Origin of the sequence: Variovorax sp. UMC13 (genome assembly GCF_014170375.1) — a bacterium.
Taxonomy (GTDB): domain Bacteria; phylum Pseudomonadota; class Gammaproteobacteria; order Burkholderiales; family Burkholderiaceae_C; genus Variovorax.
The window spans coordinates 78241-96830 of sequence record NZ_LZZW01000030.1 but is presented as its reverse complement, the minus strand read 5'-3'; the positions used below and the strand labels follow the sequence as shown (position 1 = coordinate 96830).

Genomic DNA, 18590 nt, shown 5'->3' with positions numbered 1-18590 from the left:
GCGGCTCAGACCGCGTAGCGCGCGATGCCCTTGAGGTCGCCGACGAAGCGGTGGGTGCCGCTGTGGGTCACGGTCAGCCAGGGGCAGCCCCAGACCGTGCCGCCATGGCGGTTGACCAGGTCGCAGAAGTGGTAGTCCTCGCCCTGCAGCCGGCCGCCCACGGCGGTCGAGCGGAAGAACTGGTAGATCGGGTAGTCGACCTCGTCGTCGGCGGACGCCGGCAGTTCGGCCGCGTCGATCAGGTGCACCAGGCAGTCGCGCGAGATCAGCATGATGCCGGTGCCGATGGCATCGACGCGCAGCGGCTGGGCGCCGATCGTCATGGCCTGCGCTTCGCCGGCCAGCTTGAACATGCCGCTGTAGTCGCCGGCCAGGTTGGCCAGCGCCGCGGGCGCGATGTCGGGGTGCGCCTGGACGATGGTCTTGATCCGCGTCCAGTCGATGCGCCGCTTGGGGCACATCGCCGCCACCACCTCGCGGTGTCGCCAGTCGAACATCGCGGCCAGCTCCGGCACGTTGAAGCCCATGTCGTCGTCGATGAACAGCAGGTGGCTGGCGCGGGTCTCGTGGAGGAAGCGGTTGGCCAGGAAGTTGCGTGCATGGTCGATGGCGCTGACGCCTTCCTGCAGCAGCAGCTGGAACCCGATGTTGTGCCGGAAGCAGTGCGTTTGCAGCGCGGACAGTGCGACGACGTACGGCGATGCCATCGCACCGTAGTGCGTGGGCGTGGCGATGGCCAGGGAGAAGGATTCGGGGTGCATGGATCGGCTTGCGCGGGGTGTGACGGCAAGGGGCGATCTGATCGCCGCCCCGCCACCCCGTCAACCGACGTTCGCGCACGCCGCTATGAAATACGCGCGCGGGCCCCGCGGCCCGCGCCCCGGCTCCTACTCGCTCTGCAGCCAGCAGGCCGGCGCCGTCGAGGCCGCGCCGCCGCACTGGCGGAAGCGCTTGGCGTACCAGGCCTTGCCGGCGGAGCGGTAGCGGCTGGAGCTGTTGAGGTCGGTGCGCCAGATCTCTTCTTCCATCAGGTCGTTCCAGCTGCCGGCGGCCGTCGGGGGCGCGAGCTTGCCCAGGTCGGCCGCGGTGCGGCCGCCGTCGACCGGGTCGGTGCCGGCCAGCGCCACCATGCGCAGGGCCGCATCGCGGGCCGCGGCCACGTAGCTGGTCATGCTGTCCGAGCTGCGCGGCACAGCCTTGCCGGCCGTGATCTCGATGCGCGCGCGGGCCAGGTCGGGGCGGGTGTAGGCCGCCAGGTCGAAGCCGTTCTTGCGCAGCCACGAAGCCCAGTAGAACTCGGCGAACTCCGACACGTTGCTGTTGTCGTAGCCCAGGCCGCGCGTGAAGTAGACCAGCGAGCGGTACGGGTCGTCCTGCATCGTCGCCAGGCCGACCTTGGCGGGCAGCTGCTCGGGCGTGATCGGCCGCTGCTGCGCATCGAAGAGCCAGGTGTACTGGTGGGCCTTCATCTGGTCCCAGAAGGCGCTGTCGCTGCCGGCGCTGCTGAAGTTGGCGGCCACGCGCACCCACACCGGCAGTTCGGCGCCGCCGTCGGCCAGTTCGTTGAGCGCGGTCATCGTGTGGTGGCCGTCGGTCAGGTAGAGCGTGCCGCCGCGGCCCACCACCACGGTCTTCAGCACCTGCGCGGCGCTCGAGCCCGCGGTGGGCACCGGATCCTTGCAGGCGAAGGTCTTGGGATCGATCAGCCGCACCGTCATCGGCAGGTAGTGCGCATCGTCGACGCCGCCCTGGCCGTTGTCGGCGCAGTAGTCGTCGACCCGCTTGCGTTCGGTGCGGTAGAGGTAGCGCGAGTAGTTGTCGTTGGCGTCGTCGCCCAGGTAGCCGGCCGGGGTCGGCGCGAAGCGCGTCAGGTCCGGCTGCTTGCGGCCCAGGTGGTAGTAGATCTGGTCGTAGCCGACCGAGGGCTGGGTCGGGTGCAGGTCCTTGATCGCGACCTTCAGCACGTCGCCCGCCACCGCGCTCAGCAGGGGGTTGGGCGGCGTCGGCTCGGTCACGACCGGCGGCGGCGCGGCCGGGTCCGGGTTGACGGCCACCGGCGGCGTCTCGGCCGCGGGCGGCGCGCCCCCGTCGCTGCCGCCACCGCAGCCCGCGAGCAGCAAGGCGCAGAGGACGCTCAGGGAAGACAAGGTGCGGAGGACGGGAACCGGGCCGGCGTGCGGGCGCCCGAAGCGGGAGGCGAGGGACATGGGGCGGGAGTGCGGGCCGCACGGCGCGCAGCACCGCAAGGGCCCTTCAGGGAGAGGAAAAGTTCATTCTGCGAAGCGAATGTGACAGTTCCATGGCGAAGCCCGTGGCCGCGGACGGCCTTTGGCCGGCCGGCGTTCAGGGCGTCCACCAGTAGCGCAGCGCGTGGAAGAACACCGGCGCCGCGAACACCACCGAATCGAGCCGGTCGAGCATGCCGCCGTGGCCTTCGATCATCGTGCCCCAGTCCTTGACGCCGCGGTCGCGCTTGATGGCCGACATCACGAGGCCGCCGAAGAAGCCCATGAGGCAGATGGTCAGGGCCATCAGCGCGGCCTGCCAGGGCGTGAAGGGCGTGGCCCAGGACAGGGCCGCGCCCAGCGCGGTGGCGCTCGCCACGCCGCCGATCAGCCCTTCCCAGGTCTTCGAGGGCGAGAGTTCGGGCGCGACCTTGTGCCGGCCGAAGAGCTTGCCCCAGACGTACTGCAGCACGTCGCTGCCCTGCACCACGATCACCAGGAAGGCGATCAGCAGCAGGTTGCGGCCCTCGAAGCCGGGAATCTGCAGCGTGAGCAGCGCCGGCACATGGCTGATGCAGAACACGCAGACCATCAGGCCCCACTGGATCTTCGAGGTGCGCTCGAGGAAGCGCTGGGTGTCGCCGCCCACCGCGGCCAGGATCGGCAGCACCAGGAAGGCGTAGACCGGGATGAAGATCGCGTAGAGCCCGTACCAGTCGATCCAGATCAGGAAGTACTGCACCGGCAGCGCGATGAAGAAGGCCACCGCGATCGCATGGTGGTCGCCGCGCCGGGTGTAGGCCAGGCTCATGAACTCGCGCAGCGCATAGAACGAGATCAGGTAGAACAGCACGATCACGCCGCCCTTGCCGAAGGCGAAGGCCAGGCCGATCACCGCCACCATCACCCACCAGGCGTTGACGCGCGAATTGAGGTTGTCGATCACCGGGTGCGGCTGGCCGTGGGCCACGCGCCACTTGAGCAGCGCGCCGATTGCCGAGGCCAGCACCAGCACGCCGAACACGCCGCCGAACAGCGTCAGCGTGGTCTGGGTCGAAGCGGAAAGGTTCATGGCTTCAGTCTTCCGCCTTGTCGTATTCGGGGCGCAGCGCGAGCATCGCGGCGCGCGCGCGTGCGATGAAGGCGGTCTTGTCCTCGCCCTCGGCCAGCACCAGCGGCGCGCCGTAGCGCACCGTGCAGGCCAGCGGGATCGGCACCAGCATGCCCTTGGGCAGCACGCGCTTGAGGTTCTCGATCCACACCGGCACCAGCCGCACGTTGGGGCAGGCGCGCGCGAGGTGGAACAGGCCGCTCTTGAGCGGCAGCAGGGTCTCGTCGCCGGTGTTGCGCGTGCCTTCGGGGAACATGATCAGCGAGTCGCCCGACTGCAGCGCCTGCGTCATCTGTTCGACCGGGTTGGGCGCGCCGGCCGCGGTGCCACCGTCGCGCCGGATCATCAGTGCGTTGAACACGTCCTCGCCGATGAAGCGGCGCAGCGCCGAGGCCTCCCAATAGTCCTGGCCCGCGACCGGCCGGGTGAGCGCGCGCAGGTCGGGCGGCAGCGTGGCCCACAGCAGCACGAAGTCGCCGTGGCTGGTGTGGTTGGCGAAGTAGAGCGTCTGCTCGGCCTTGGGCCCGGTGCCCGACCAGAGGCCGCGCACGCCGGTCAGCAGCTTGGCCGCGCCCACGATCAGCCAGGAGGAGACGACGGCGGCGGCCTTGCGCAGGCCGCTGCGTGGAGAAGGGTTCATGGTGTCCAAGGGAAGAAGGGGGCGGCGCTCACCGCAGGTCCTGGGTCAGCAGCGCCAGCAGGAACATCGCGCTCTGGCAGGCCACGGTGATGGCATGGCGCTGCATCAGCTGGCGCGCGCCCAACGCGCGCGCCGTCAGGTCGCGCGGCGTATCGGGCGCGAAGCGCAGGCCCAGCTTCTGCAGCGCGAGGTCGAGCGTGCCCAGCGAGGCGATGGCGCCGCTGGCCAGGTCCTGGAACAGGCCCACGTCGAGGCGGATGCGCAGCGCCAGGTAGCGCTCGAGCACGCCGATCACGGCCACGGCGCCGAAGCCCATGCAGGACAGCAGCGACAGCGAGCGCCCGGTCAGGGCCAGCACCGAGACCGCGACCAGGCTCAGGCCGAAGCCCCAGGCGGCGACGGTGCCGGCGGCCTGCAGCAGGCGCGCGGTGGCGGAACACAGCGAACGTTCGTGGTCGGTCATGGCGTGCGAGTGTGCCGTGTCGCGAGGTCGAGCGCGCGCTGCCAGGCATCGCGCAGCACGATCTGTGGCCGGGCGCGGCGCACCTGGGCCTCGGCATCGCGCGTGCCGTCGTGCAGCCGCAGCCAGGCGATGCTCGCCGCCGCGCTGCGCGAGAAGCCCAGCGCGCAGCAGACCCAGACGGCCTGGCCGGCCTGGCGCCGGGCCTCGATGAGCTGGGCCGCGCGGCGCAGCCGGTCGGGCGGCGGCACCACCAGGTCGAGCATCGGCAGGCAGTGCGCGCCCGCGACGGCGGGCAGCTGCAGTTCGGCGCACAGGCTCACCAGCTGCGGCCGGCCCGCGGCCTGCCATTCGGCCGCGCTCGGGATGCGCCCGAGCCGCAGCCCCGGCGCGACCTCGACCGAGGCCGGCAGGCGCCGCGTCCAGGCCCGCGCGTTGAGCGCCGCGCCCAGCCGGTAGGGCGCGAACAGCCAGCGCGCGGCCCAGCGCATGCGGCCATGGCGGTCCATCTGGAAGCCGCGCGCGCCCAGGCCCGCGTAGTTGAGTGCCACCAGCGCCAGCGAGGCGGCCGGCCAGCCGAGCCACAGGCCCCACCCGCCGATCCCCAGCGCGGCACCGAGAAAAACCGCCGCGCCGACGCCGTACAGCGCCGCGAGCTTCCAGCGCTGCGGATCGCGCGCCAGCCGCCAGCCCTGGCGCAGCGAGGCCACGCGTTCCAGCGGCCAGAGCCAGACGCAGACCAGGCCCAGCAGGGCGCCGGTCGGGATGTCGATGAAGTGGTGCTGCCAGGTCGTGAGCACCGAGGCGCAGATCGCGAAGGCCCAGAGGTGCAGCACCAGCCGCGCCCACAACGGGCGGATGAACTGCCGGTACCAGTCCCAGAGGATCACGGCCAGCGCGATGTGCAGCGAGGGCGCCTGGTTGAAGGGCTGGTCGAAGCCGCGCAGCGCGTCGAACAGGAAGGCCGGCGCGCCGCTGACCGCGGGCTGGCCGAAGCTGAAGCGCAGCGGCCAGAGCAGGAAGCAGCTCACCGCGATGACGGTGGCCGTGACCAGCCGCAGCGCATGCCGGTCCATCGTGTGCCGGTCGCGCGCGAGGAACGGCGACAGCGCGTAGAAGACGTTGATGGTCCAGTAGGGAAAGATGGTCCAGGGCCAGAAGGGCAGGCCATGTTCCCAGTCGAAGGCCAGCGTCGGCACCACGGCGCGCGAGGCGGCCCACCAATTGGCGAGGCCGTAGGTCGAATAGAACAGCGGCCCGAGCAGCACCAGCCAGGCGATGGCGCGCTTCCACAAGCCCTTGGCGAACCACAGCTTCATCGGCACCCTCCTTTTCGGTGTTCAGCGCGGGACACCGCGGAACCGGCTTTGCCGGGCCGCCGGTGTCGCCCCCGGAGAGGGGGAGGGATAAGCGACACGCAGTGCGCGAAGCCTGGGGGAGAGCCCATCTCAATGGCCGGTGCGGATGGCCAATGAGACCGTGAAGATCCCCCACTCGTCGACCCGCTGCGCGATCTTGCGGAAGCCCGCCTCCTCCACCAACTGGTCCATCTCGGCCTGCGTGCGGCGGCGCATCACCCAGGCTTCGCCCTCGCGGTGGCTGGTGAGCGCGCGCGCGATCATCTCCAGCTGCGGATGCCAGGGCTGGCCGGTGTAGACCAGGTAGCCGCGGTCTTCCACGGCATCGCCCACACCGGCCAGCGAGCGGCGCACCATCTCGTTGTCGGGGAACAGCTCGTACAGGCCCGACACCACGGCCAGCGTGGGCCGCGGCGTCACGCTGGCCAGGCTGATGCGGTTGAAGGCATCGGCCTGCACGAAGCTGGCGATGTGCTGCAGCTCCTTCTCGGCGATCAGGGCCGTGCCGTCGCGCACGTTGATGTCGCTGTAGTCGCGCAGCAGGATCGAACTGGCCTTGACCGGGCTGGCGGCGACCGCGTCGAGCACGTAGCGGCCGTGGCCCGCGGCGATGTCCATCACGCGCACCTCGCGGTGCTGCGCGGCCAGCCGCTCCATCGCCTCGCGGATCAGTTCCTCGACGTGCACCTTGCGCTGGCGGATGCCGCGCCAGCCGATGGAATTCAGGTAGGTCCGGTCGATGGCGCGGCCCAGCGCGCCCTGGCCCTCGGGCGCATTGCGGTAGACGTAGTCGAGCGTGCTGCCCGAGTCGAAGCCGGTGTCGTGGCCCAGCTTCACGCCGCGCGAGAACTTCCCGCCGAAGCGCAGGCCGGCGCGCGTGAGCGCCCAGTAGGCACCGCGCGGCGACCAGGGCGACTGCGGCTCGGCCAGCGCGCGCGATTCGTCGGCGGTGGCGCCGCGCAGGTGCGCCTCGCGCAGGTCGACCGCGGGCACGGGCGCGTCGAAGCGCTCGAGGATGAAGGCGCGGACCGCGGCCACGGCCGGCGCGCGGTCGCGTTCGCCCAGGGTGTCGTGGAAGAAGCCGGGCAGTTCCAGCTTGGTCTTGACCGCGCTGCCCAGGCGTTCGAAGAACTGGTGCTGCGGCTTGTGGTGCACCACCCAGTCGGACCCGGAGATCAGCAGCTGCACCGGCAGCGTGATCGCGTTGGCATCGGCCACCACGCGGTCGGCCGCGGCGTACAGGTCGAGCAGGATGTTGACCGCGATCGGGCGCGAGATCAGCGGGTCGCGCTCGTAGCTGGCGATGCGCCGCGGGTCGTGGGTGAGGAACTTGGGCTTGACATAGCTGTTGACGAAGAACAGGCCGCGCAGCTTGTGCATCAACCCCAGGCCGGCGCGCGCGAAGGGCACGTAGAGCTTGACCTGGAAGGCCGGCGAGGCGAGCGTGAGGCCGCGCACCTTGGGCGCGTAGTCGTGGGCCCAGGTCGAGATCAGCACCGCGCCCACGCTCTGCGCGATCACGTGCAGGTCGCGCTCGGGCACGCCGTGCGCCGCACCGATGTGGTCGACGAAGGTCTGGACGTCGCGCACCGAGGTCGCGAAGCTGGGGCTGTGGCCGCGCGGGCCGGGCGAGTGGCCGTGGCCGCGCGCGTCCCAGGCGAAGAAGTCGAAGTCGGGCAGGTCGAGTTCGTCGACCAGGTGCGCCATGCGCGCGCCATGCTCGTGGCCGCGGTGGAACAGCACGATCGCGCCGCGGCGCACCGAGCCGGTGGCGGGCCAATGGCGGTAGAACAGCGAGACGCCGTCGTGGGTGTTGAAGTGCTGTTCGGTGAAGCTGCGTGAAGTGATCTTGTCGGTCATGGCGTCCCTGGGGTTTGCGGGTTGGTCTTGTTGGTCTTGGAGAGAGGCGTGTTCAGGGCTGCATCGCGGCCTCGGCCAGCGCGCGGCGGATGCGGTTGACGATGGTCCAGGCCACCCCCGCCGCCAGCAGCGGCATCAGCCAGGCGGCGCCGGCCGGCAGCGGCCAGCCCAGCGCGACATAGAGCCCGAGCGCGCCGAACACGAAGGCGCGGTCGCTCTTGCCCAGCGGCCCGTCGTAGCGGCGCGAGGCGCCCACCGTGGGGCCGAGGGCGCCGGTGAATTCGCTCAGGCCGGCCAGCACGATCACCGTGCCGACCCAGAAGGGGCTGAAGGGCGCGACCAGGGCGAAGGGCAGGTAGAGCGCCGCGTCGGACAGCACGTCGGTCAGTTCGTTGAGGAAGGCGCCCAGGGCGCTCTGCTGGCCGTGCTCGCGCGCCAGCATGCCGTCGATGGCGTTGAAGGCCATGCGCAGGAACATCCAGAGCGGGATCAGGGCGAAGAAGCCGGCCCGCGGCGCGGCGAAGAAGAGCCACAGGCCCAGCGCCACCGAGATCGCGCAGGCCGCCAGCGTGACCTGATTGGCGGTCACGCCGAGCGCATGCAGGCGCACCACGAGTGGCCGCAACAGGGCCTGGAACCGGGGCTTCAGCTCATAGATGGACACGCGCTCCCCCTCATTGTTGGACGCATCATTCTGCGACCGGGCGGCCGACTAAACTGTCCGACAAATACCCGAATCATGACCATTCAGACCGACGATTTCGCCCCCGCACCGCCCCGCGTGGTGTCGGCCGCCCCGGCCTCGCCCAACGAGGAGGCGATCGAGCGCGCGCTGCGGCCCAAGCTGCTCGACGAGTACGTGGGCCAGGCCAAGGTGCGCGAGCAGCTCGAGATCTTCATCGGCGCGGCGCGCCAGCGCGGCGAGGCGCTCGACCATGTGCTGCTGTTCGGCCCGCCCGGCCTGGGCAAGACCACGCTGAGCCACATCATCGCGGCCGAGCTGGGCGTGAACCTGCGCCAGACCTCGGGCCCGGTGCTCGAGAAGCCCAAGGACCTGGCCGCGCTGTTGACCAACCTCGAGCGCAACGACGTGCTCTTCATCGACGAGATCCATCGGCTGAGCCCGGTGGTCGAGGAAATCCTCTACCCCGCGCTGGAGGACTACCAGATCGACATCATGATCGGCGAGGGCCCGGCCGCGCGCAGCATCAAGCTCGACCTGCAGCCCTTCACGCTGGTCGGCGCCACCACCCGCGCCGGCATGCTGACCAACCCGCTGCGCGACCGCTTCGGCATCGTCTCGCGGCTGGAGTTCTACACGCCCGAGGAGCTGGCGCGCATCGTCACGCGCAGCGCCGGCCTGCTCAAGGTGCCGATGGACCCGAGCGGCGGCTTCGAGATCGCGCGCCGTTCGCGCGGCACGCCGCGCATCGCCAACCGGCTGCTGCGCCGGGTGCGCGACTATGCGCAGGTCAAGGGCGAGGGCCGGATCACCGAGGACATCGCGCACAAGGCGCTGGCCATGCTCGACGTCGACCCGCAGGGCTTCGACCTGATGGACCGCAAGCTGCTCGAGGCCGTGATCCACCGCTTCGACGGCGGCCCGGTCGGGCTGGACAACATCGCGGCCAGCATCGGCGAGGAGCGCGACACCATCGAGGACGTGATCGAGCCCTACCTGATCCAGCAGGGCTACCTGCAGCGCACGCCGCGCGGGCGGATCGCCACGCTGGCGGCGTACCGTCACCTGGGCGTTGCCCCGCCGACCCGCGACGGCGACATGTTCGGCGCCTGAAAAGGCCCACCCCCGAAGGCTTGCCCACTTCGTGTGGCTGCGCCTTCCCCCTCAAGGGGGCGACGCCAGTGGCCCGGCGAAGCCGGTTCCACGGCGCCCTGGCCCTTCTCGCGTATCGGGCAAGCGGCTGCAGGCATAGTGCGCCGCAAAGGAATCCCGCCCATGCACACCCATGACCTGAGCGCCTGGCAGCACAGCCACCGCTTCGACACCGACAGCCACGCGGCCGAGCGCAGCACCCGCCTCGTGATGTGGATCACCGCCGCCACCATGCTGGTGGAGATCGGGGCCGGCTGGTGGTTCAACTCGATGGCGCTGCTGGCCGACGGCTGGCACATGAGCTCGCATGCCTTCGCGCTGGGACTCAGCGCCTTCGCCTATGCGGCGGTGCGGCGCTATGCGGCCGATCCGCGCTTTGCCTTCGGCACCTGGAAGATCGAGGTGCTGGCGGGCTTCGCGAGCGCCCTGCTGCTGCTGGGCATCGCGGCGCTGATGGTGATCGGCTCGCTGCAGCGGCTGTGGTCGCCCGAGCCGATCCATTACCGCGAAGCCATCGTCATCGCGGTGGCCGGGCTGCTGGTGAACCTGGTCTGCGCGCGGCTGTTGGGCGGCGCGCACCACGCGCACGACGAGCACCATGGCCACGGCCATGGGCACGACCACGCACACGACCATGGCCAGGACCTCAACCTGCAATCCGCCTACCTGCACGTGCTGGCCGACGCCGCCACCTCGGTGCTCGCCATCGCCGCCCTGGTCGGCGGCTGGCTCTACGGCTGGGCCTGGCTGGACCCGGTGATGGGCATCGTCGGCGCGGTGCTGGTGGCGGTCTGGGCCAAGAGCCTGCTGCTGCAGACCGGCCGCGTGCTGCTCGACCGCGAGATGGACCACCCCGTGGTCGACGAGATCCGCGAAGGCGTCGAGCAGGGCCTGGCCGACTCGCACACCCGCGTGGCCGACCTGCACGTCTGGCGCGTGGGCCGCAACGCCTACGCCTGCGCGCTCAGCGTGGTCACGCATTCGCCCACGCTCGGCGCCGACGAGGTGCGCGCGCAGTTCTCGATGCACGAGGAGATCGTGCATTCGACGGTCGAAGTGCAGCGCTGCAGCGACAGCCACCACCCCTGTCACTGAAAATTCACGCCGCCGCCGCGCGGCGGACATGCGCGGGGCCGACGCTGCGGTCCCATGCAACGCGACGATGCCTTCCTTCGCGCATGGCGCGACACTGCGGCCCCCTCTCCCGAGACGGCCGACGATCCACCGACGCGGCCACCGCTGCGCTACCGCACGCTGTGGATCTCCGACCTGCACCTGGGCACGCCGGGCTGCCAGGCGCATGCGCTGCTCGATTTCCTCAAGCACACCGAGTGCGAGACGCTCTACCTGGTCGGCGACATCATCGACGGCTGGCAGCTGCGGCGGCAGTGGTACTGGCCGCAGGCGCACAACGACGTGATCCAGAAGCTGCTGCGCAAGGCGCGCAAGGGCACGCGCGTGATCTTCGTGCCGGGCAACCACGACGAGTTCGCGCGCAAGTACGTCAACCACGACTTCGGCGGCATCGAGGTGGTGGAGGACTGGGTGCACGAGACCGCCGACGGCCGCGCGCTGTGGGTGATGCACGGCGACCTGTTCGACGGCGTGATCCAGTGCGCCAAGTGGCTGGCCCACGTGGGCGACTCGCTCTACGAGTTCACGCTGCGGCTCAACCGCCACCTCAACTCGCTGCGCGCGCGCATGGGCCTGCCCTACTGGTCGCTGTCGCAGTACCTCAAGCTCAAGGTCAAGCGCGCGGTCAGCTACGTGGGCGACTTCGAGAACGCGGTGGCGCGAGAGGCGCGCAAACGCGGCGTGCAGGGCGTGGTCTGCGGCCACATCCACCATGCCGAGATGCGCGACATCGACGGCATCCTCTACTGCAACGACGGCGACTGGGTCGAGAGCCTCACGGCCCTGGCCGAGCAGGCCGACGGCACGCTGGAGATCCTGCGCTGGGCCGAGCACATGCCGGTGGCCGCGCGCGCGCGCCGGGCCGCGCCCAAGCGGCAGCCGGTGTCGGCATGAGCCGCGCGCGCACGGTCGACCTGGTCTATCTCGATGCCGGCGGCGGCCACCGCGCCTCGGCGCTGGCGCTGCGGGCCGCGATCGCGCGCGCGGGCCTGCCCTGGACCGTGCGCCTGCTGAACCTGCGCGAGGTGCTGGACCCGACGCAGAAGTTCCGCCGCATGACCGGCATGGAGCCCGAGGACTACTACAACAAGCGCATCGCGCGCGGCTGGACCGCCGGGCTCGCGCAGGAGCTCAAGCTGCTGCAGGCCATGATCCGCTGGTGGCACGGGCCTACCGTGCGCCTGCTGCAGCAGCACTGGCTGGCCACCGAGCCCGACCTGGTGGTGTCGATGATCCCCAACTTCAACCGCGGCCTGCGCGAGTCGCTGGCCTCGGCCCTGCCCGGCGTGCCCTTCGCGACCGTGCTGACCGACCTGGCCGACCACCCTCCGCGCTTCTGGATCGACAAGGGGTTGGACCAGCACGTGGTCTGCGGCTCGGCCCATGCGCTGCAGCAGGCGCGCGACGCCGGCCTGCCCGCCAGCCACATCCACGCCAGCTCGGGCATGCTGCTGCGCGACGATTTCTATGCGTCGCCGCCGGCCGACCGCGCGGCCGAGCGCGTGCGCCTGGGGCTCGACCCGGACCGCGCCACCGGCATCGTGCTGTTCGGCGGCCAGGGCGCGAAGGCCATGCTCGACATCGCCAAGCGGCTGCCGGACACGCAGCTGATCCTGGTCTGCGGCCACAACGCCGCGCTGGCCAAGGCGCTCGAAGCTTTGCCCGCGCGGGCGCCGCGGCGGGTGCTGGGCTTCACGCCCGAGGTCGCGCGCACCATGCAGCTGGCCGACTTCTTCATCGGCAAGCCCGGACCGGGCAGCCTCAGCGAGGCGGTGCAGATGCGGCTGCCGGTGATCGTGGTGCGCAACCGCTGGACCCTGCCGCAGGAGCGCTACAACACGCAGTGGGTGCGCGAGCACGAGGTCGGGCTGGTGCTGCCCAGCTTCGCCCGCATCGACGCCGCGGTGGCGCAGCTGGTGCGCGAACTGCCGCGCTACCGCGCCGCCACCCGGCGCCTGGACAACCGCGCGGTGTTCGAGCTGCCGGCCATCCTCGAGCGCATCGTGGCCCAGGCCGACCTGCCGGCGCCCGACTTCCGCACCCCGGGCCTCAGCCGAAGGTGAAGGCGTAGGCCTGCGCGCCGGCGTCGAGGAACTCGATCTCGAACAGCCGGTCCGGGCCGGGCGCGGCCTGGCGCACCAGCTGGTAGAGCTTCTGCGCATCGACCACGCCTTCGCCCTGCGCGTCGGTGTCGGCGCCGTGGTCGGCCAGCGGCGGCTGGCCGTCCACGCGCACCCGGAAGCGCACCGGCCGGCCGTCGGCCGCCGGGCCCAGCACCAGGTGCAGGTCGCGCGCGTGGAAGCGGTAGGCGATGCGGCCGTTCGCGCCGCGGGCCACGATGCGCTCGGGCTCCGCGGTCCATTCGCCGGCCAGTGCCCACTGGTTGGTGCGCAGCGTGGCGGCGCCCGGGTAGGCCTGCGCGCGGTCGCGCACCAGGCCGCCGGGCACGGCGAAGCCCTGCGCCTGCGCGTAGCCCAGGTAGGTCTCGCCCGACAGCACCGGCGCCGAGCCGGGCGCGGCCTGCACGCCCTGGCCCTGCGGCGCCACCAGCGTCGACGGCAGGTTCGCCTGGCCCGCCTCGGCGAGCAGCTGCTGCAGCACCTGTTCCGCCTGCGCGTAGTCGCCCTCGCCGAACTGGTGGTGGCGGATCCGGCCCTGCGCATCGACGAAGTAGAAGGCCGGCCAGTAGCGGTTGCCGAAGCCGCGCCAGAGCGCGAAGTCGTTGTCGACCGCCACCGGGAAGCCGACGCCCAACTCGCGCACCGCCCGGTGCACGTTGGCCGAACGCTTCTCGAAGGCGAACTCCGGCGCGTGCACGCCCAGCACCACCAGGCCCGCGTCCCGGTACTTCTCGGCCCAGGCGCGCAGGTAGGGCAGGGTGCGCAGGCAGTTGATGCAGGAGTAGGTCCAGAAGTCGACCAGCACCACCTTGCCGCGCAGGCCTTCGGCCGTGAGCGGCGGCGAGTTGATCCACTCGGTCGCGCCCGCGAGCGAAGGCAGGCTGCCTTCGATGCCCAGGGTGCGCGCGGGGGAGGGTTCGCGCAGCGCGGTCGGCACCAGGCCGCCGGCGTCGATGGCCGGTACGGGCGCCGGCATGCGGACCTTTTCCACCAGCGCCTGTTCCAGTTCCGAGGTGGTGCCGACCGACAGGCGCGCGAGCAGCCCCGTGTCCAGCCCCAGCGCGATCGCGCCCACGCCCACCAGCACCGCGGCGCCGGCCGCGCGCCGCAGCCATTCGCCGGTGTGCAGCGAATGCTTCATCAGCGCGAACAGCCGGCCGCCGAACAGCAGTGCCGCGGCCAGCGAGGTGCAGGCGCCCGCGGCATAGGCCAGCAGCAGCAGGGACGTGCCGACGCTGGCGCCGTTGAGCGCAGCGCCCGTGAGGATCAGGCCCAGGATCGGCCCCGCGCAGGGCGCCCAGAGCAGCCCGGTGCCCACGCCCAGCAGCAGCGGCGAGCCGACAGCCGCGGGCGCGTCGGACAGCCGCAGTCCCAGCGCGACCAGCGGCCGGCTCAACCGGTCGGCGAGGGCCGGGAACAGCAGCGTGAGGCCGAAGCCCGCCAGCAGTGCGATCGCGGCGTAGCGGCCGTACTGGTTGAGCGTGACCACCCAGCCGCCGCCCACCGCGGCCAGCGTGGCGATGGCGGCGAAGGCCAGCGCCATGCCCGCCAGCATCGGCAGGCCGTGCGAGCGGAAGGGCCGGTCGGCGCGTGCGAACACGAAGGGCAGTACCGGCAGGATGCAGGGGCTCAGGATCGTGAGCACCCCGCCCAGGTAGGCGATGAAGAGGATGAGCATGGCAAGGCTCCTGGTGTGGAAGGGGCGTGCGGGCTCCCGGCGGCCTCGCGCGTTGCGAGCCGCGGCGGGAGAAGAGGCGTGGGGGCGGCGGGCGTCAGCCCGGTGTGGCGGTGCGGGTGCTCATCGTGAGGCGTGCCTCCAGTCCGCCTTCGGCGCGGTTGTGCAGCGTGAGTTCGGCCCCCATCGCCATCGCGAGCTGGTGCGCGATGGCCAGGCCCAGGCCGGTGCCGCCGGTGCCGCGGTTGCGCGAGCCCTCGACGCGGTAGAAGGGCTGGAGCACGGCCTCCAGCTCGGTCGGCGGGATGCCCGGGCCGTTGTCCAGCACGCTGACCGTCAGCCGGTCCGCTTCGGCGTGCACGCGCAGGCGCACGTCGGAGCCGAACTTCAGCGCGTTGTCGATCAGGTTCGTCAGGATGCGGCGCAGCGCGTTGGGCCGCGTCACGATGGGCGCGCCGGCGCGGCCTTCGATCGGCACCGGCTGCCCCACGTCCTCGTAGTCGGCGGTCATGCTCTCGAACAGCGCATCGGCGTCGATGCGGCAGGGCGGTTCGGTGGCGCCGTGCAAGGTGCGCGCATAGGTCACGCCCTCGCGCACCAGCGTGTGCATCGCGTCGAGGTCCTGGCGGAACTTGGCCTGGTCGCGTTCGTTGTCCATCAGCTCGGTGCGCAGCCGCATGCGGGTGATGGGCGTCTGCAGGTCGTGCGAGATCGCGGCCAGGATCTCCACCCGTTCGGCCATGTAGCCGCCGATGCGCCGCTGCATGGCGTTGAAGGCGCGCGCGGCGTGCGCCACCTCGGTCGGGCCTTCCTCGGCCAGCGGCTGGGTCTTGAGCTCGGGCCCGAGCCCGTCGGCCGCCGCGGCGAGCTGCGCGAGCGGCCGCGTGACCAGTCGCATCGCGTGCCAGGCGCAGGCCGCCAGCACCGCGAGCTGCCCCAGCAGCATCCACAGCACCCAGCCCGAGACCGGCATCCCGACGCGCCGCGCATGCACCGTCACCTCGCTGCCGTCCGTGAGCCGCACCGCGATCTGCAGGCTCTCGCGCGGCGACGGCACCTCGACCACCTGGCGCACCGCGAAGGGATGCAGCGCATCGACGATGGCGTCGGCGAACTGCTGCAGCGCCAGTGAGTCGGGCGCGGTGCCCGCGACAGGCTCGCTGCCCAGTACGAAGCGGTAGTTGCGCCGCTCGAGGCGGTCGAGCCAGCCCGCGCGCTCGTCGGCCGGCAGGCGGTCGAGGATCGCGACCGAGCTCGCGATGTCGCGCTCGATGCCGATCATCATCAGTTCGCGCAGCGCCGTGTCGCGCTCGTAGCGGATCGCGGTGAAGGTCAGCAGCTGCGCGATCGCGAGGCCGATCACGATGATCAGCGTCGCGCGGGCGAACAGCGAACGCGGCACGAACCGCCGCCATGCCGCGGGCGTCTGCGAAAGGGCGGGGGGCGTGTCCATGGCTCGTTTATAGGCGCTGCGCGCTCAGGCTCAGACCAGGGTGATCACGACATCGACGTTGCCGCGGATCGCCTTGGAGTAGGGGCAGGTCTGGTGCGCGGCATCGACCAGCGACTGCGCGAGCTCGCGCTCGAGGCCCGGCAGGCTGACGTGGAGCCGGGCGCGCAGGAAGTAGGCGCCGTCGGCGTTGGCGAGGTCGACCTCGGCGTCGATGGCCGTGTCGGCCGGCACCTTGACCTGGAGCTTGTTCGCCGCCAGGCCCATCGCGCCGATGAAGCAGGCCGACCAGCCGGCCGCGAACAGCTGCTCGGGGTTGGTGCCGGTGCCCTTGCCGCCGGGCGACGAGAGCTGGATGGCCAGCCGGCCGTCGTCGCTGCGGGCGTCGCCGTCGCGGCCGCCGGAGGAGGTGCGGGTCTTGCCGGTGTAGAGGATCTTGGGGGTCGATGCGGTCATGGGATGTCCTTGAACGAGGATGAAAAAAGAGGATTTCTGAAGGGAACGAAGGAATTGTTTTCCGTGTTCACGGGTGTCGGGCCGGGTTCTGTATGCCTCTGTATCCGTGCCGGAAATCCACACACTACGTTTCCCGTCGGCTCAGCGCCGGGGGCGCTTCTTCTCGGCGCCCGTGGCCGCGCGGGCCGTGATGCATTGGCAGCTGACCGGGTTGCGGAGCTCGTGCGCGATGCCACCGGCCATGAAGAGCAGGGCGAACCAGAGCGTCTTCATGTCAGGAGCCCGGAGCCGGGGCCGGCTCCGCGAGCAGCGCCTGGATCTTCTGCTCGGTCTCGCGGTAGCGGCCCTCGCCGAAGTGCGAGTAGACGACCTTGCCCTGCTTGTCGATCAGGTACACCGCGGGCCAGTACTGGTTGCGGAAGGACTTCCAGGTCGCGTAGCCGTTGTCCTGCGCCACCGCATGTTCGATCTTCAGCCGCGCGATCGCGTCCTTCACGTTCTGCTGCGATTTCTCGAAGGCGAATTCCGGCGTGTGCACGCCCACCACGACCAGGCCCTGGTCCTTGTACTTCGCGTGCCAGTCCTTCACGGAGGGCAGGTGGTTGAGGCAGTTGATGCAGGTGTAGGTCCAGAAGTCGACCAGCACCACCTTGCCGCGCAGCGCCTCGAGCTGCAGCGGCGGCGAGTTGTGCCAGGCCTCGATGTTCTGGAAGGCCGGCGTGAGGGGCGTGGCGCCCGCGGCCAGGTCGCCGCCGGACGGCGAAGCGGCGAAGGTGAGGACCGCGGCCGAGGCCGCGAGGCCCGCGACGAGCAGGAGGATGCTGGATCGGATGCGCATGGTGGGCTCCAGGAAGTGGGTTTGGGGGCGCGCGGCGGCCGCTTCAGCGCAGGTCCACGCTCGCGCTGCGCGTCGTCGGCGCGACGGCGTCGTAGAAGGCCGGCACGCGGCTGCCGGCGAAGGCTTCGGCGCGCAGGTTCTGGTGCGGCGCGTGGGCGCGGGCATAGGCTTCGGCCTGCACCGTGGCGCGGTCGCGCGGTGCGTTCGGCGCCGTGGCGACCAGCGACGAGGCGGCGTCGGCGTTCTGGTTCGACACATGCGCGGCCGCAATGGCCTTGGCACGGACCGCGTCGCGGGCCACGGTCGAGCGTGCCTGCAGCACGCCCTGGTATTCCTCGGCCTGGGCGGTGCCGAGTGCGAGCAGGGCGAACGAAGCGGAGAGGGCGATGCGGGAGAGCGTCTTCATGGGGAGGTCCTTCGAGGAGTGGAGGGGGTGTTTCGAATCAACGACCGGATTTTTGGCCGCCTCCCACCCCTTGGCCGCGCTCTGTGTATGCCTGTGTATCGGCATCGGAAATCCACACATTACGTTTCTCGGTGGCGCGTGAATGTCCTGCCGTCCGCGCAACAGACGGTGTCCGCCTTCGCGCGGGATACACAGGCATACAAAGCCCGGCCCGGCGCCCGGCGGCGGCGCTACATTGCGGCTACTTCCCGCCCTTTCCCATTGCCGCCATGACGCCCAAGACCTCCGACCACATCCTCATCGTCGACGACGACCGGGAGATCCGCGAGCTGCTCAGCACCTACCTGGTGAAGAATGGCCTGCGCGTGGTCGCGGTGCCCACGGGCCGGCACATGCGTGCGGCGCTGGAGGCCTCGGGCCCCTTCGACCTGATCATCCTGGACCTGATGCTGCCCGGCGAGGACGGCCTGACCCTGTGCCGCGACCTGCGCACCGGCAAGTACAAGGCCACGCCGATCCTGATGCTCACCGCGCGCAGCGAGGAGGCCGACCGCATCCTGGGCCTCGAGATGGGCGCCGACGACTACCTGGCCAAGCCCTTCTCGGCACGCGAGCTGCTCGCGCGCATCCGCGCCGTGATGCGCCGCACGCGCATGCTGCCGCCCAACATGGGCGCGGTCGAGCCCTCGCAGAAACTGGCCTTCGGCGACTGGCAGGTCGACACCGTGGCGCGCCACCTGCTCGACGACAGCGGCGTGATGGTGGCGCTCAGCGGCGCCGAGTACCGGCTGCTGCGGGTGTTCCTCGACCACCCGCAGAAGGTGCTGAGCCGCGACCAGCTGCTGAGTCTCACGCAGGGCCGCGAGGCCGAGCTCTTCGAGCGCTCGATCGACCTGCTGGTGAGCCGGCTGCGCCAGCGCCTGCGCGACGACGCGCGCGAGCCGCGTTACATCAAGACGGTGCGCAGCGAGGGCTATGTGTTCGCCTCGAGCGTGCAGGGGCTGGATTGAGGCGCGTCGCGCG

General features: G+C 71.1%; 19 protein-coding genes. 5 read left to right on the top strand and 14 right to left on the bottom strand.

Annotated features, from left to right (window positions below; genetic code table 11):
- Positions 1-5: 5 nt before the first annotated feature.
- The 8 genes from A9977_RS24005 to A9977_RS23970 all read right to left on the bottom strand — a co-directional run bounded on the left by A9977_RS24005 (position 6) and on the right by A9977_RS23970 (position 8318).
- Positions 6-761: a hypothetical protein gene (locus tag A9977_RS24005; protein WP_259652122.1), complete on the bottom strand. Its 756-nt coding sequence runs from the start codon at positions 759-761 to the stop codon at positions 6-8.
- Between the two features lie 126 nt (positions 762-887).
- Positions 888-2207 carry a ParB/Srx family N-terminal domain-containing protein gene (locus tag A9977_RS24000; RefSeq protein WP_183027362.1) on the bottom strand — a complete coding sequence of 440 codons (1320 nt, stop codon included), beginning with the start codon at positions 2205-2207 and terminating at the stop codon, positions 888-890.
- Between the two features lie 136 nt (positions 2208-2343).
- Positions 2344-3297, bottom strand: coding sequence for a phosphatidate cytidylyltransferase (locus tag A9977_RS23995; protein ID WP_183027361.1), 954 nt, complete (start codon positions 3295-3297; stop codon positions 2344-2346).
- A gap of 4 nt (positions 3298-3301) precedes the next feature.
- Positions 3302-3976, bottom strand: coding sequence for a lysophospholipid acyltransferase family protein (locus A9977_RS23990; RefSeq protein WP_183027360.1), 675 nt, complete (start codon positions 3974-3976; stop codon positions 3302-3304).
- Positions 3977-4004: 28 nt separating this feature from the next.
- On the bottom strand, positions 4005-4439 hold the full coding sequence (locus A9977_RS23985; RefSeq protein ID WP_183027359.1) for a hypothetical protein: 435 nt from the start codon (positions 4437-4439) through the stop codon (positions 4005-4007).
- The gene (locus A9977_RS23980) at positions 4436-5755 is read right to left on the bottom strand and encodes a phosphatase PAP2/dual specificity phosphatase family protein (protein ID WP_183027358.1); all 1320 of its coding nucleotides are present in this window, start codon (positions 5753-5755) and stop codon (positions 4436-4438) included. Before A9977_RS23980 ends, A9977_RS23985 begins: the two co-directional genes overlap by 4 nt.
- Before the next feature lie 129 nt (positions 5756-5884).
- Positions 5885-7654, bottom strand: coding sequence for a bifunctional alpha/beta hydrolase/class I SAM-dependent methyltransferase (locus A9977_RS23975; protein WP_183027357.1), 1770 nt, complete (start codon positions 7652-7654; stop codon positions 5885-5887).
- 52 nt (positions 7655-7706) lie between these two features.
- The gene (locus tag A9977_RS23970; RefSeq protein ID WP_183027356.1) at positions 7707-8318 is read right to left on the bottom strand and encodes a CDP-alcohol phosphatidyltransferase family protein; all 612 of its coding nucleotides are present in this window, start codon (positions 8316-8318) and stop codon (positions 7707-7709) included.
- A gap of 75 nt (positions 8319-8393) precedes the next feature.
- Here A9977_RS23970 and ruvB point away from each other — a divergent pair, with 75 nt between their 5' ends.
- From ruvB to A9977_RS23950, 4 genes are all read left to right on the top strand, one after another.
- Complete coding sequence (gene ruvB / locus A9977_RS23965) at positions 8394-9449, top strand: Holliday junction branch migration DNA helicase RuvB (RefSeq protein ID WP_183027355.1); 1056 nt, start codon at positions 8394-8396, stop codon at positions 9447-9449.
- A 162-nt stretch (positions 9450-9611) separates the two neighbouring features.
- Positions 9612-10583, top strand: a complete 972-nt coding sequence (dmeF, locus tag A9977_RS23960) for a CDF family Co(II)/Ni(II) efflux transporter DmeF (RefSeq protein ID WP_183027354.1) — start codon at positions 9612-9614, stop codon at positions 10581-10583.
- Between the two features lie 54 nt (positions 10584-10637).
- Positions 10638-11516: a UDP-2,3-diacylglucosamine diphosphatase gene (locus tag A9977_RS23955; protein ID WP_183027353.1), complete on the top strand. Its 879-nt coding sequence runs from the start codon at positions 10638-10640 to the stop codon at positions 11514-11516.
- On the top strand, positions 11513-12685 hold the full coding sequence (locus tag A9977_RS23950; RefSeq protein ID WP_183027352.1) for a glycosyltransferase: 1173 nt from the start codon (positions 11513-11515) through the stop codon (positions 12683-12685). Before A9977_RS23955 ends, A9977_RS23950 begins: the two co-directional genes overlap by 4 nt.
- On the opposite strand, the gene A9977_RS23945 is transcribed toward A9977_RS23950, so the two are convergent.
- The 6 genes from A9977_RS23945 to A9977_RS23925 form a co-directional block, all read right to left on the bottom strand.
- On the bottom strand, positions 12672-14420 hold the full coding sequence (locus A9977_RS23945; protein ID WP_183027351.1) for a cytochrome c biogenesis protein DipZ: 1749 nt from the start codon (positions 14418-14420) through the stop codon (positions 12672-12674). The two genes, A9977_RS23950 and A9977_RS23945, sit on opposite strands and share 14 nt — an antisense overlap.
- Before the next feature lie 94 nt (positions 14421-14514).
- Positions 14515-15870 carry an ATP-binding protein gene (locus A9977_RS23940; protein ID WP_183027350.1) on the bottom strand — a complete coding sequence of 452 codons (1356 nt, stop codon included), beginning with the start codon at positions 15868-15870 and terminating at the stop codon, positions 14515-14517.
- A 30-nt stretch (positions 15871-15900) separates the two neighbouring features.
- Positions 15901-16323: an organic hydroperoxide resistance protein gene (locus A9977_RS23935; RefSeq protein ID WP_183027349.1), complete on the bottom strand. Its 423-nt coding sequence runs from the start codon at positions 16321-16323 to the stop codon at positions 15901-15903.
- Between the two features lie 141 nt (positions 16324-16464).
- A complete protein-coding gene (locus A9977_RS34440; protein WP_259652121.1) occupies positions 16465-16596 on the bottom strand; it encodes a hypothetical protein in 132 nt (43 codons plus the stop codon).
- A 1-nt stretch (position 16597) separates the two neighbouring features.
- Positions 16598-17161: a thioredoxin family protein gene (locus tag A9977_RS23930; protein WP_183027348.1), complete on the bottom strand. Its 564-nt coding sequence runs from the start codon at positions 17159-17161 to the stop codon at positions 16598-16600.
- Positions 17162-17204: 43 nt separating this feature from the next.
- Entirely contained in the window at positions 17205-17567 is a 363-nt protein-coding gene (locus tag A9977_RS23925; protein WP_183027347.1) for a hypothetical protein, read from the bottom strand.
- A gap of 269 nt (positions 17568-17836) precedes the next feature.
- Between A9977_RS23925 and A9977_RS23920 the strand changes: the two genes are divergently transcribed.
- A complete protein-coding gene (locus A9977_RS23920) occupies positions 17837-18577 on the top strand; it encodes a response regulator (protein WP_183027346.1) in 741 nt (246 codons plus the stop codon).
- Positions 18578-18590: the final 13 nt, after the last annotated feature.